Genomic DNA, 13,699 nt, shown 5'->3' with positions numbered 1-13,699 from the left:
GCGGGCTCAGCCCTTGCTGACCATGCTGCGGAGGAAGAACCGGAGGTTCGCCGGCTTCTCCGCGAGACGGCGCATGAAGTAGCCGTACCAGTCGGTGCCGTAGGCGGTGTAGACGCGCATGCGGTGGCCCTCGGCGGCCAGCCGCAGGTGCTCGTCGCCGCGGATGCCGTACAGCATCTGGAACTCGTACTCGTCCATCTTGCGCCCGGCCCGGTGGGCCAGTTCCTGGGCGATGGAGATCAGGCGCGGGTCGTGGGACCCGACCATCGGGTAGCCCTCGCCCTCCATCAGCACCTTCAGGATGCGCACATAGGCCTTGTCGATCTCGTGCTTCTGCTGGTACGCGACCTCGGCGGGCTCCTTGTAGGCGCCCTTCACCAGGCGGACGCGGCTGCCGGCGGCGGCGAGGCGGCGGGCGTCGGACTCGGTGCGGAAGAGGTAGGCCTGGATGACGCAGCCGGTCTGCGGGAAGTCCTTCCGCAGCTCCTCGTGGATGGCGAACATCGAGTCGAGGGTGGTGTGGTCCTCGGCGTCGAGCGTGACCGTCGTGCCGATGGCGGCGGCGGCCTCGACGACCGGGCGGACGTTGGCGAGGGCGAGTTCGTGGCCGCCTTGGAATGCAGGGGTGGGCCCGGAGGGCCCTTCGAACAGGGCGGTGGTGGGTGACGGGAGGGCCTGACCGAACATGGAGAGCTTGACGGACATCTCGACCTTCTCGCCGAGCTCCAGCGTCGCGAGGTGGTCGATCAGCGCCAGGTAGGCGTCGCGGGCGGCGGCGGCCTGCTCCGGGGTGGTGATGTCCTCGCCGACGACGTCCATCGTCAGCTCCAGGCCCTTGGCCGTGAGCTCCTCGACGATCGGGACGATGTCGGTCACGGTCTCACCGGGGATGAAGCGGTCCACGACCTGCTTGGTCACCGGGGCCGCCGAGATCAGGCGTCGCATCCGGTCGCTGCGCGACGCGGCGAGAATCACGGGACCCAGCACGGGGCACCTCCACAGAGCACCAAGGACGGCCGACCACCACGATGCGGGTACGGCACGGAGAACCACCGTGAAACCTACGGACTGCCCCGATCGTCGGCCATCGACAGCTGTCACGCATCCGTGCGCCGGATCTCAGACAGATGTATGAAGGGCGCCGGGTCATGAGGGACAATGCCCGGGTGACGCCGGAGCACAGGGCTGACTACCAGGAGCTGGTGGACGAGATCTCGGAGCTGCTGGGAGCTCCGGCGACCCTGGAGAACCGCGACTTCGAACTGATCGCCTTCGGCGCGTACGACAGCGAGGGGGACCTGGACCCCTCGGCGCTGGACCCGGTGCGCACCCGCTCGATCCTGACCCGGCGCTCCACGGCGGCCGTCCGGTCCTGGTTCGAGGGCTTCGGCATCACGCGGGCCACGGGCCCGGTGCGCATCCCGCCGACCCCCGAGGCCGGGGTGTACCGGGGGCGCGTCTGCCTGCCGGTACGCCACCGGGGTGTCGTCCTCGGCTACGTCTGGCTCCTGGACGACGATCCGGGCCCGACGGACGCGCAGCTGGCCGCCGCCATGCAGGTGACCGGGCGGATCGGCGCGCTGCTCGCGGACGAGGCGGAGGCCGGGGCCGGGCTGAGCCGGGAGCTGCGCCAGGTGCTCACCGCGGAGCACGGCTGGCAGCAGGACATGGCGGTGGCGGAGCTGCGTACGGCCCTGGGCCCGCGCGCGGACGGCCCGCACACCCTGGTGTGCGTGGCCCCCTGGCCGTCGGCCGACCCGGACGACGCGCCCGCCGCCCGGGCGATCCCGCACACCTCGGCGCTGTGCACGCTGCCGTGGGGGGTGTCGGGGCAGAGCCTGGCGCTGCTGGTGCGGCTGCGGAGCACGGAGGCGAGCACACCGGCGCTGGCGGCGGCAACGCGGGTGCTGAAGGAGGCCGAGGAGGCGCGCGGGGCGCCGGGGAGCGCGGCCCGTGGGGCCGGGGCCCGGGTGGCGGCGGCGGCCGCCGCCGGGCTCACCGGGGCGGTCCGGGCCGCCCCGGGCGCCGAGTGCGTCGCCGGGGTGGGTGATCCGCGCACCGGCCTCGCCGACCTGGGCGCGGTGTGGCTGGAGGCCGCGGCCGCCGCGCGCGCCGCGCTGGCCGAGCCGCGGTTCGGGCCGGTCGCCCAGTGGGCGGCCATCGGGCCGTACCGGTTGCTGACCGCGCTGCCGCCGGACTCCGTCCAGGACCCGGCGGTCGGCCCGCTGCTGTCCCCCGCCCACCGCGAGCTGGCCCGCACCGCCGAGGTCTACCTCGACTGCGCGGGCCAGGCCGGCCGCACGGCCGCCGAACTGGGCGTGCACCGGCAGACCCTGTACTACCGCCTCTCCCGCGTCGAGCAGCTCACCGGCCTGGACCTCGACGACGGGGAGGACCGGCTGCTGCTGCACATGGCGCTGAAGCGGGCGCGGCTGTGAGCCGCCTCAGCGGCCCGCCGGCTCCGTGCCCGCCGCATCCGGGCCCGCCGGCTCCGTGCCCGCCGCCTCGATGACCTGCCGCAGGCCCGCGGTGAGCTGGTCCGCGCCCGGCGCGGTCTTCGGGTCGAACGTCCACAGCGTGATGAGGCCGGTCATCAGGACGGTGTAGAAGCTGCCGAGGGTGTCGACGACGTCCTCGGGGACGTCCTCCTCCGCCGCGCCCGTCATCAGCGCGACGAAGCCGCGCGAGCCCTCCCGCTGGGCCCGCGCCAGATGGTCGCGCACCTCGGGCAACTGGTCGCCCATGACCGCGATCTCGGCGCTCAGCCGCCAGATCGAACCGGGCTCGCGCATGGTGGCGATGATGTTCGACCACACCTCCTGGAACCGCTCGAGCGAGCCCGGGGCGGCCGTGACACCGGCGTCCGCGCCGCCGTCGAAGGCCTCGGACATCTCCTCGACCAGGGACACGTACGCCTGGGCGAGCAGCGCGTCCTTCGAGCCGTAGTGGTAGCCGATCGAGGCCAGGTTGGTCCCCGACGCCTTCACGACGTCCCGCGCGGTGGTGCGCGCGAAGCCCTTCTCCAGCAGGCAGCGCTTGGCGCCTTCGAGCAGATCCTCACGGTGTCCCATGCGTCCAGCCTACCGCCGGTCCATACAACCGTCCTAGACAAGTGACCTATACATTTGTTCTAGACAGTTGTTTAAGACGCTCGTACAGTCTCCGTCATGACGAACTCGACGAGCACGAACGTCCCCGTCGGCGCCGAGGGCGCCCCCGCACGCGCCGGACGCCGTGAGTGGACGGCTCTCGGCGTGCTGATGCTGCCGCTGCTGCTGGTCTCGATGGACGTCTCCGTCCTCTACTTCGCGGCCCCCGCGATCAGCGCCGACCTGCGGCCGAGCGGCACCCAGCAGCTGTGGATCTTCGACATCTACGGCTTCGTCCTGGCCGGCCTGCTGATGACGATGGGCTCCCTCGGCGACCGCATCGGCCGCCGCAAGCTCCTGCTGACGGGAGCCGCCGCCTTCGGCGCCGCCTCGGTCCTCGCCGCCTACGCCGACAGCCCCGGGACCCTCATCGCCGCCCGCGCGGTCCTCGGCATCGGCGGCGCGACCCTGATGCCCTCCACGATGGCCCTGCTGCGCACTATGTTCACCGACCCCGCCCAGCGGGCGAAGGCGATCGGCCTGTGGTCCGGGGTGATGACCGGCGGTATCGCGCTCGGCTCGGTGATGAGCGGCGTCCTCGTCGAGCACTTCTGGTGGGGCTCGGTCTTCCTGGTCAACCTGCCGGCGATGCTGATGCTGCTGGTCCTCGGCCCGGTGCTGCTGCCCGAGTCGAGGAACCCGGAACCGGGCCGCTTCGACTGGCTGAGCGTGCCGCTGTCGATGGCCGCCGTGCTCCCCGTGATCTACGGCCTGAAGGAGATCCCGTCCGAGGGCTGGCACCCGCTGTACGTCGTCTCGGTGACCGTCGGACTGCTCTTCGCGGCGCTCTTCGTCCACCGGCAGCGCACGGCGGCCGCCCCGCTGGTCCCGCCGGCCCTGCTGCGCGGCCGCGGCTTCACCCCGGCGCTGGTCCTGACCCTGGTGTCGGCCTTCGGGATGATGGGCTCGGCCGTCTTCACCACGCAGTACCTGCAGTCGGTGCTCGGCAGGAGCCCGCTCGAGGCCGCGCTGTGGAGCCTGCTGCCGTCGGTGCTCATCGGCGTCGCCGGCCCGGTCACCGGACAGCTCGTCGCCCGCGGCGCCGACCGCGGCCACGTCGTCGCGGCCGGCTTCGCCCTCGGTGCCGCCGGGTACGCGCTGCTCACCTTCACCGGCACCGACTCCCTGTGGCTGGTGCTGGCCGCCGCCGGTGTGCTCGCCTCCGGGGTCGTCATGGTGATGTCGCAGCTGACCGACCTCGCCCTGGGCACCGCGCCGGTGGAGCGGGCGGGCACGGCCTCCTCGCTGCTGGAGGCCGGAACGGAGTTCGGCGGCGCCCTCGGCATGGCGGTCCTGGGCTCCATCGGCACGGCGGTCTACCGGCACGAGATGCCGGCCTCGGCCCCGCCCGGGTCCCGCGAGACGCTGGGCGGCGCCCTGGCCATCGCCGCCCGCCTGCCCGGCCGCAGCGGTGGGGCCCTGGTCACCACGGCGCGGGAGGCGTTCACCGGCGGGATGCACGGCGTGGCGATCGCCGGGGCGGTGGCACTGGCGCCGGCGGCGGTCGGGGCGGCGCTGACGCTGCGCCGGATCCATCTCGCGGACGTCAAGGACGTCGATCACGTGAACGCGTAGGACAGGGCGCGCGGGACGCGGAAAAGCGCCGGGCGGGCTGGATCACTCCAGCCCGCCCGGCGCCGTGTCCGAGGGACGTGGTCCGTGCGGACCGCGGCTCAGACCAGGTTCACCGAGCGCGCCGACGTGGCGCCGATCTCCTCGGCCACCTCGCCCAGCACGCCCGGGGCGACCGTGTCGTCGACGGTCAGCACGGCGAGGGCCTCGCCGCCCACCGCCGCACGGGCGACCTGCATGCCGGCGATGTTGATGCCCGCCTCGCCGAGGATGCGGCCGACGGTGCCGACGACACCCGGGCGGTCCTCGTAGCGCAGGACGACCATGTGGTCGGCGAGCGCCAGGTCGACGTCGTAGTCGCCGACCGCGACGATCTTCTGGACGTGCTTCGGGCCGGCCAGGGTGCCGGAGACCGACACCTCCTCGCCGGTGCCGAGGGTGCCGCGCACGGTCACCACGTTGCGGTGGTCCCCGGACTCGGAGCTGGTGGTCAGCCGCACCTCGACGCCGCGCTCCTGCGCGAACAGCGGGGCGTTGACGTACGACACCGTCTCGTCGACGACGTCCTCGAAGACGCCCTTCAGCGCGGACAGTTCCAGCACCTTCACGTCGTGCTGGGTGATCTCGCCGTAGACCTCGACGTCGAGGCGGACCGCGACCTCGCCGGCCAGCGCGGTGAAGATGCGGCCGAGGCGCTCGGCGAGCGGCAGGCCCGGCTTGACGTCCTCGGCGATGACACCGCCCTGGACGTTCACCGCGTCCGGCACCAGCTCGCCGGCGAGCGCGAGGCGCACCGACCTGGCGACGGCGATGCCGGCCTTCTCCTGCGCCTCGTCGGTGGAGGCGCCCAGGTGCGGGGTGCAGACGACCTGGTCCAGCTCGAAGAGCGGGGAGTCGGTGCAGGGCTCCTTGGCGTACACGTCGAGACCGGCGCCGGCGACCCGGCCCTCCTTGAGCGCCGCGTACAGCGCCGCCTCGTCGACGATGCCGCCGCGGGCCGCGTTGACGATGCGCACGCTCGGCTTGACCTTGCGCAGCGCCTCGTCGCCGATGAGGCCGAGGGTCTCGGGGGTCTTGGGCAGGTGGACGGTGATGAAGTCGGAGACCTCGAGCAGCTCGTCCAGGGACAGCACCTTCACGCCCATCTGCGCGGCCCGCGCGGGCTGCACGTAGGGGTCGTAGGCGACGACCTTCATGCCGAAGGCGGACATGCGCTGCGCGACGAGGGCGCCGATGCGGCCCAGGCCCACGACACCCAGCGTCTTCTCGGCCAGTTCGACGCCCGTGTACTTGCTGCGCTTCCACTCGCCGTTCTTCAGCGCGGCGTTGGCCTGCGGAATGTGGCGGGCGGTGGCGACGAGGAGGCCGCAGGCCAGCTCGGCCGCGGTCACGATGTTGGAGGTCGGGGCGTTGACGACCATCACGCCGGCCTTGGTGGCGGCGGAGACGTCGACGTTGTCCAGGCCGACGCCGGCTCGCGCGACGACCTTGAGCTTCCTCGCCGCGGCGATGGCCTCGGCGTCGACCTTGGTGGCGGAGCGGATCAGGATCGCGTCGACGTCGGCGATGGCGGGGAGCAGTTCGGCTCGGTCGGCTCCGTTGCAGTGCCGGATCTCGAAGTCCGGGCCCAGTGCGTCGACGGTCGCGGGCGAAAGCTCTTCGGCGATGAGTACGACGGGTTTCGAGCTCACGAGAGGTCCTCACAAGTCCAATGCGGACGGCCGTCCCGACGGCCGCTGGCGGTGGAGGGGGGCTAGCCGCGGAAGACGCACGACGCTGTGGGCCTGACGCGTTGTTGTGCAGTGTGCAGCAGTCTAGTGGCGCCGCGGTCCTCGGTTTACGCCACCGCGGAAGTATCACCCGGACGGGAATCTACATTTCGTAGTCCTTGCGGCGGTCGGTGAAGGCGGTTGTGGAACAGGGGGCCGGAGCAGCATGCCCCGGCCCCCTGACGTGAGGCTTACGCCTCCTCGTTCACCCAGCTCATCAGCTTGCGCAGCTGCTTGCCGGTGGTCTCCAGCAGGTGCTCGGAGTCCTGCTGCTTGTACTCGTTGTACTTCTTCAGGCCGCCGTGGTACTCGTCCATCCAGTTCCGGGCGAACGTGCCGTCCTGGATCTCGGCGAGGACCTTCTTCATCTCGGCCTTGGTGGCGTCCGTGATGATGCGCGGGCCGGTGACGTAGTCGCCCCACTCGGCCGTCTCGGAGATGGACCAGCGCATCTTCTCCAGGCCGCCCTCGTACATGAGGTCCACGATCAGCTTCAGCTCGTGCAGGCACTCGAAGTAGGCGATCTCCGGCTGGTAGCCGGCCTCGGTCAGGGTCTCGAAGCCCGCCTTGACCAGGGCCGCGGTGCCACCGCACAGGACGGCCTGCTCACCGAAGAGGTCGGTCTCGGTCTCCTCGGTGAAGGTGGTCTTGATGACGCCGGCGCGGGTGCCGCCGATGCCCTTGGCGTACGACAGGGCCAGCGCGAAGGCGTTGCCGGAGGCGTCCTGCTCGACGGCGGCGATGCAGGGAACGCCGCGGCCCTCCTCGTACTGGCGGCGGACCAGGTGGCCCGGGCCCTTCGGGGCGACCATGCAGACGTCCACGCCGGCCGGGGGCTTGATGAAGCCGAAGCGGATGTTGAAGCCGTGGCCGAAGAACAGGGCGTCGCCGTCGTTCAGGTGCGGGGCGATGGACTCCTCGTACACCTGGGCCTGGATCGGGTCCGGGACCAGGATCATGATGACGTCGGCCTCGGCGGCGGCCTCCGCGGGCGTCACCACGCGCAGGCCCTCCTCCTCGGCCTTGGCCTTGGACGTGGAGCCCTCGTGCAGACCGACACGCACGTCGACGCCGGAGTCGCGCAGCGACAGCGCGTGGGCGTGGCCCTGGCTGCCGTAGCCGATGACCGCGACCTTGCGGCCCTGGATGATGGACAGGTCGGCGTCAGCGTCGTAGAACAGCTCGGCCACTTTGGGTTCTCTCCTTGGGTACGGGTGGTGCTTCCCACCGTATGACGGTGAGCGGGACGGAAGTCTCGGGGTCTCGGTATACGGGCGGCCGGCGTCGGCCGGCCGCCCGGTTCCAGCCTTACGCGGATCGGTCGAGCGCGCGCAGCGAGCGGTCGGTGATCGAGCGGGCGCCGCGGCCGATGGCGATCGTGCCGGACTGGACGAGCTCCTTGATGCCGAACGGCTCGAGCATCTTCAGCATGGCGGACAGCTTGTCGCTCGATCCGGTGGCCTCGATCGTGACGGCCTCCGGGGAGACGTCGACGGTCTTGGCGCGGAAGAGCTGGACGATCTCGACGATCTGGGAGCGGGTCTCGTTGTCGGCGCGGACCTTCACCAGGACGAGTTCGCGCTGCACGGCCTGGCCGGGCTCCAGCTCCACGATCTTCAGCACGTTGACGAGCTTGTTGAGCTGCTTGGTGACCTGCTCCAGCGGGAACTCCTCGACGCTGACCACGATGGTGATCCGGGAGATGTCGGGGTGCTCGGTGACGCCGACGGCGAGCGAGTCGATGTTGAAGCCGCGGCGGGAGAACAGGGCGGCGATCCGGGCGAGGATGCCGGGCGTGTTCTCCACCAGGACGGAGAGCGTGTGCTTGGACATGATCTCTTGGCTCTCTCTCGCTCAGTCGTCTTCGTTGTCGCCGAAGTCGGGGCGAACGTCCCGGGCGGCCATGATCTCGTCGTTGGAGGTGCCGGCGGCGACCATCGGCCACACCATCGCGTCCTCGTGGACGATGAAGTCCACGACGACCGGGCGGTCGTTGATGGAGTTCGCCTCCGCGATGACCTTGTCCAGGTCCTCCGGCCGCTCGCAGCGCAGGCCCACGCAGCCCATCGCCTCGGACAGCTTCACGAAGTCCGGCACGCGGGTGCCCTTCGCGTCCGGGTTGACGTCCTCGGGGCCGCTGTGGAGCACCGTGTTGGAGTAGCGCTGGTTGTAGAAGAGGGTCTGCCACTGGCGGACCATCCCGAGGGCTCCGTTGTTGATGATGGCGACCTTGATCGGGATGTTGTTCAGGGCGCAGGTGGTGAGTTCCTGATTGGTCATCTGGAAGCAGCCGTCGCCGTCGATCGCCCAGACGGTGCGCTCCGGGCGGCCGGCCTTGGCGCCCATCGCGGCCGGGACCGCGTAGCCCATCGTTCCGGCGCCGCCGGAGTTCAGCCAGGTGGCGGGCTTCTCGTACTGGATGAAGTGGGCGGACCACATCTGGTGCTGGCCGACGCCCGCGGCGAAGATCGTGCCCTCGGGGGCGAGCTGCCCGATCCGCTCGATGACCGCCTGCGGGGACAGGGAGCCGTCCTCGGGCTGGTCGTAGCCGAGCGGGTAGGTCTCGCGCCAGCGGTTGAGGTCGCTCCACCAGGCGGTGTAGTCGCCCTGGTGGCCCTCGCTGTGCTCCTTCTGCACGGCCTGGACCAGGTCGGCGATGACCTCGCGGGCGTCGCCGACGATCGGCACGTCGGCGGCGCGGTTCTTGCCGATCTCGGCCGGGTCGATGTCGGCGTGGACGATCTTGGCGTACGGGGCGAAGCTGTCCAGCTTGCCGGTGACGCGGTCGTCGAAGCGGGCTCCGAGGGCGACGATCAGGTCGGCCTTCTGCAGCGCGGTGACGGCGGTGACCGCACCGTGCATGCCCGGCATTCCCACGTGCAGCGGGTGGCTGTCGGGGAACGCGCCGAGCGCCATCAGGGTGGTGGTGACGGGCGCTCCGGTGAGTTCGGCGAGGACCTTCAGCTCGGCGGTGGCCTGCGCCTTGATGACGCCACCGCCGACGTACAGGACGGGCCGCTTCGCGGCGGTGATCAGCTTGGCCGCCTCGCGGATCTGCTTGGCGTGCGGCTTGGTCACCGGGCGGTAGCCGGGCAGGTCCATCACCGGCGGCCAGGAGAAGGTGGTCCTGGCCTGGAGGGCGTCCTTGGCGATGTCGACCAGGACCGGGCCCGGGCGGCCGGTGGAGGCGATGTGGAAGGCCTGCGCGATGACCCGGGGGATGTCCTCGGCCTTGGTGACGAGGAAGTTGTGCTTGGTGACCGGCATCGTGATGCCGACGATGTCCGCCTCCTGGAAGGCGTCCGTGCCGATCGCCTTGGAGGCCACCTGGCCGGTGATCGCGACCAGCGGCACCGAGTCCATGTGCGCGTCGGCGATCGGGGTGACCAGGTTCGTCGCGCCGGGGCCCGAGGTCGCCATGCACACGCCGACCTTGCCGGTGGCCTGCGCGTAGCCGGTGGCCGCATGGCCGGCGCCCTGCTCGTGCCGCACCAGGACGTGGCGCACCTTGGTGGAGTCCATCAGCGGGTCGTACGCCGGGAGGATCGCACCGCCGGGAATGCCGAATACCGTGTCAGCGCCGACCTCCTCGAGGGAGCGGATGAGGGACTGCGCACCCGTGACGTGCTCGACGGGGGCGGACTGCTGTCCTCCGGATCGGGGCCGCGGCTGCGGATGGGCCCCGGTGGCCTGCTCGGTCATCGTCATTCTCTTCTCGATGCTGAGGGTTTGTGCATGGTTTGTACGACCTGCCGCTCGGGCTCCGCCGGAGTTCGACTTGTGCCCGTGCAACAAAAAACCCCTCGTGCCGGGAGGCAAGCGAGGGGAGCGCGCCGGTGAGGGTCGCTGGGTGTTCCGGACGTCCTCCGGTGGGTCCCAGCTCAGCCGACGCGCTGTCCAAGTACGAGAATTCGGGTGCGCATGGCACTGACCCTCCCTCCGGCACGCACCACGTGTCAAGTGGGTGGGACGGGAGTCTCAGTATGTGAGCGAAGACCACTGCCACCTCCGATGACGGCGGACATGCCTCCGGTGTACACCCCGGAGGGCCCGCCCGCGAACGCCGGCTCGGCGGGAGCGTGCGGGACCGGGTAGTGGCCGGATCCGAGCGCCCGGCGCAGCCGGTACTCGTCCAGCGGCCCGGCGAACGCCGCGCCCAGGGCGTGGGTGCAGCCCATCGCGCGCAGCGCGGCCACCTGCTCGGGCAGGTCCACCCCCTCGGCGACCGACTGCAGCCCGAGGTCGCCGGCGATGCGGAGCAGTCCACTGGTGATCTTGTGCAGCCGCGCGGACTCCACGACGCCCTCCACCAGGCCGCGGTCCAGCTTGAGGATGTCCACGGGCAGCCTGCGCAGGGCCGTGATGGCCGCGTAGCCGCTGCCGAAGCCGTCGAGCGCGATCCGTACGCCGAGCCGGCTGAGCGCGGTCAGGCGCCGCTCCAGCTCGTCCAGCGGGGTTCTGGGGTCGGTGTCGCTGAGCTCCAGGACCAGCGCGCGGGGCGGCAGCCCGTGCCGGCTCAGCAGCGCGTCCACGGAGCCCAGCGGCTCCCCGCGGTCCAGCAGCCGCCGGGCGGTCGTCCGCACCGTGACCGGGACGACGGCGCCGGTGGCGGCCCGCTCGGCGGCCTGCTCCACCGCCTCGGCGAGGATCCAGCGGTCCAGCTCCGCGGTCTTGTCGCCGTCCTCGGCGACCCGGAGGAACTCGGCCGGGGTGAACAGCACCCCCTGCGAGGAGCGCCAGCGCGCCTGCGCGCTGACCGCCGTGATCCGGCCGTCCTCCAGGCAGACCACCGGCTGGTGCAGCAGCGTGAACTCGCCGTCGTGCAGCGCGGCGCGCAGCCGGGTCGCCAGCTCCGCCCGGCGGACGACGTCCTGCTGCATCTGCGGCCGGTACAGCTCGACCCGGCCCTTCCCGCCCGCCTTCGCGCGGTACATGGCGAGGTCGGCGTTGCGCAGCAGCTCTCCCGCGCCGAGCCCCGGCTCTGCGAAGGCGACGCCGATGGAGGCGTTGACGCGGACATCGTTGCCGTCGATCGCGTACGGCTGGGAGAGGGTCGCCCTGAGGCGGTCGGCGAGCTCCATGATGTTGCGCTCCCGGGCGGCCCGGTCCCGGGTGCCGTCCCCGGCGATCAGGGCCGCGAACTCGTCACCGCCGAGCCGGGAGGCGGTGTCCCCGTGGCGGACGGCGTCCTGGAGTCTGCGGGCGGCCTGGACGAGCAGCTCGTCGCCGGCCTGGTGCCCGATGGTGTCGTTGACGGCCTTGAAGCCGTCCAGGTCGATGAAGAGCACGGCCGTGCCGCGCAGGGCGGCGCCCCGGTCGGTGGCGCGGCGGCCGCTCAGGGCCTGCTGGACGCGCCGGGTGAACAGCGCGCGGTTGGGCAGGTCGGTGAGCGGGTCGTGCTCGGCGTTGTGCTGCAACTGGGCCTGCAGCCGCACGCGTTCGGTCACGTCCCGGCTGTTGAAGATCAGGCCGCCGTGGTGGCGGTTGACGGTGGACTCGACGTTGAGCCAGCCTCCCCCGCCCCCGGAGCGGAAGCGGCACTCGATGCGGGTGGTGGGTTCCTCCAGGGGGCTGACGGCGAGGAAGCGGCGCACCTCGTGCACCACCCGGCCCAGGTCCTCGGGGTGGATGAGAGCGGCCAGTTCCGTGCCCACCAGCTCCTCGGCGGGCCGCCCGTAGACCCCGGCGGCGGCCGGGGAGACGTACCGGAGGACGCCGTTGGGCGCGGCGATCATGATGACGTCGCTGGAGCCCTGCACCAGGGAGCGGAAGTGGTTCTCCTTCTGCGCCAGCTCCTGGGTGAGGGTGATGTTGTCCAGCAGCATGATGCCCTGGCGGATGACGAGCGCGAGGACGACGGCGCCCGCGGTGATGAGCACGACGTGGTCGGGCCGGCGGCCGTTGAGGACGTTGTAGAGGATGCCGAGGGTGCACACGGCCGCGGCGAGGTACGGGGTGAGCGCGGCGAGGGATCCGGTGAGCGGGCGGCCGGCCGGGTAGCGGCTGTGGTCGCTGCCCGGGGCGGGCGCGGCGGGGTGCGGGTGGGCCGGGCCGCGCGGGCCCGGCACGCTCGGCACGCCCGGCACGTGCTCGTGGACGACGCGCGTGTGCCCGTCCGCCGCGTGCCGCTCGGCCGGCCGCGCTCCCCCGCGCCGCGGGGCGGCCCAGGGGGCGTAGGCGAGGAGCAGCGACCCGGCGAACCAGCCCGCGTCCAGCAGCTGCCCGGAGTGGTAGCTGCTGTGCAGGAGGGGCGAGGTGAACAGCGCGTCGCACATGACGGTCAGCGCGAGCGCGCCGATCGCGGTGTTCACCGCCGTGCGGTTGCCCGGGGAGCGGCGGAAGTGCAGCGCGAGCACCATGCTGACGAGCGCGATGTCGAGCAGCGGGTACGCCAGCGACAGCGCGGTGTGGGCCACGCTGGGCCCGTCGAACCGGGCGGCCTGGGCGAGCGCGAGGCTCCACGACAGGGTCAGCAGGGAGCCGCCGATCAGCCAGGCGTCCAGCGCCAGGCAGATCCAGCCGGCCCGGGTCACCGGCCGCTTGGCGAGCACCAGCAGGCCGACGATGGCGGGGGGCGCGAAGCACAGGAAGAACAGGTCGGCGTAGCTGGGGCTGGGCACGGGCCGCTCCAGGACGACCTCGTACCATCCCCAGACCGCGTTGCCGAGGGCGGCCATGGCCGAGGAGAGCGCGAACAGCAGCCAGGCCGTCGGGAAGCGGACCCGGGGGCCGCGCGCGTAGCGGAAGCAGGAGACGGCGGCGGTGCCCGCCGCGGCGCTGAGCCCGAAGTCACCCATGACGAGGGCGAGTTCCTTCGATCCCCAGTCGAACGTGGAGCCGACGGCGTAGGCCCCGCAGACCAGGGCGAGGACGAGCTGGGGCACCAGCCGCGATCCGTCGCCGGCGGCCGGCGGGCGGTGCGGCGGGGTCCCCGGCGCGTGCGGTGCGCTCAGCACGCCGTCGAGGGAGGCGGCGGTCACGGAGGGCGAGGCGTTCACCGGGGCCTCCCGGTCTGCGCCGCTCCCCGGTCCCGCGGGTCCCGGTGCGTGTGCCTCCTGCGGCTGCCCGGCCTGCGGTGATGGGCGTGGTGGCCGGTGTGGTGGCCGCGCCTGCGCGTGGCCGTGCGCCAGGGTCGCCGTCGGCGGCTCCGCCGCGTCGGATCGTTCGTCCATAGGCCGTGCATCGCCCGTCGCCCCCCTCACAGTCTGA

9 protein-coding genes are annotated in these 13,699 nt (G+C 72.1%); 2 read left to right on the top strand and 7 right to left on the bottom strand.

All coding sequences use genetic code 11. The features are described from left to right. Positions 1-6 precede the first annotated feature (6 nt). A complete protein-coding gene (locus AQJ66_RS23075) occupies positions 7-987 on the bottom strand; it encodes a proline dehydrogenase family protein (protein WP_061925589.1) in 981 nt (326 codons plus the stop codon). Between the two features lie 161 nt (positions 988-1,148). On the opposite strand from AQJ66_RS23075, the gene AQJ66_RS23070 reads away from it, so the two are divergent. Further along, positions 1,149-2,438, top strand: a complete 1,290-nt coding sequence (locus tag AQJ66_RS23070) for a PucR family transcriptional regulator (protein ID WP_061925586.1) — start codon at positions 1,149-1,151, stop codon at positions 2,436-2,438. A 6-nt stretch (positions 2,439-2,444) separates the two neighbouring features. Here the strand turns inward: AQJ66_RS23070 and AQJ66_RS23065 are convergent, their stop codons facing one another. Next, the gene (locus AQJ66_RS23065; protein WP_061925583.1) at positions 2,445-3,071 is read right to left on the bottom strand and encodes a TetR/AcrR family transcriptional regulator; all 627 of its coding nucleotides are present in this window, start codon (positions 3,069-3,071) and stop codon (positions 2,445-2,447) included. A 96-nt stretch (positions 3,072-3,167) separates the two neighbouring features. Between AQJ66_RS23065 and AQJ66_RS23060 the strand changes: the two genes are divergently transcribed. Beyond that, a complete protein-coding gene (locus AQJ66_RS23060; RefSeq protein WP_061925580.1) occupies positions 3,168-4,724 on the top strand; it encodes an MFS transporter in 1,557 nt (518 codons plus the stop codon). 98 nt (positions 4,725-4,822) lie between these two features. On the opposite strand, the gene serA is transcribed toward AQJ66_RS23060, so the two are convergent. From serA to AQJ66_RS23035, 5 genes are all read right to left on the bottom strand, one after another. Beyond that, complete coding sequence (gene serA / locus AQJ66_RS23055; RefSeq protein WP_061925577.1) at positions 4,823-6,412, bottom strand: phosphoglycerate dehydrogenase; 1,590 nt, start codon at positions 6,410-6,412, stop codon at positions 4,823-4,825. A gap of 269 nt (positions 6,413-6,681) precedes the next feature. Next, the gene (gene ilvC, locus AQJ66_RS23050) at positions 6,682-7,680 is read right to left on the bottom strand and encodes a ketol-acid reductoisomerase (protein ID WP_061925574.1); all 999 of its coding nucleotides are present in this window, start codon (positions 7,678-7,680) and stop codon (positions 6,682-6,684) included. 118 nt (positions 7,681-7,798) lie between these two features. Continuing rightward, positions 7,799-8,323, bottom strand: a complete 525-nt coding sequence (gene ilvN, locus AQJ66_RS23045; protein WP_030216544.1) for an acetolactate synthase small subunit — start codon at positions 8,321-8,323, stop codon at positions 7,799-7,801. 21 nt (positions 8,324-8,344) lie between these two features. Continuing rightward, on the bottom strand, positions 8,345-10,192 hold the full coding sequence (locus AQJ66_RS23040) for an acetolactate synthase large subunit (protein WP_208611433.1): 1,848 nt from the start codon (positions 10,190-10,192) through the stop codon (positions 8,345-8,347). A 254-nt stretch (positions 10,193-10,446) separates the two neighbouring features. Further along, a complete protein-coding gene (locus AQJ66_RS23035) occupies positions 10,447-13,488 on the bottom strand; it encodes a putative bifunctional diguanylate cyclase/phosphodiesterase (protein ID WP_061925567.1) in 3,042 nt (1,013 codons plus the stop codon). Between the last annotated feature and the right edge of the window lie 211 nt (positions 13,489-13,699).

It is taken from the genome of Streptomyces bungoensis, assembly GCF_001514215.1.
GTDB lineage: Bacteria > Actinomycetota > Actinomycetes > Streptomycetales > Streptomycetaceae > Streptomyces > Streptomyces bungoensis.
Note: the sequence above shows the minus strand (reverse complement) of the source record. Positions and strands in the feature narration are given on the sequence as shown.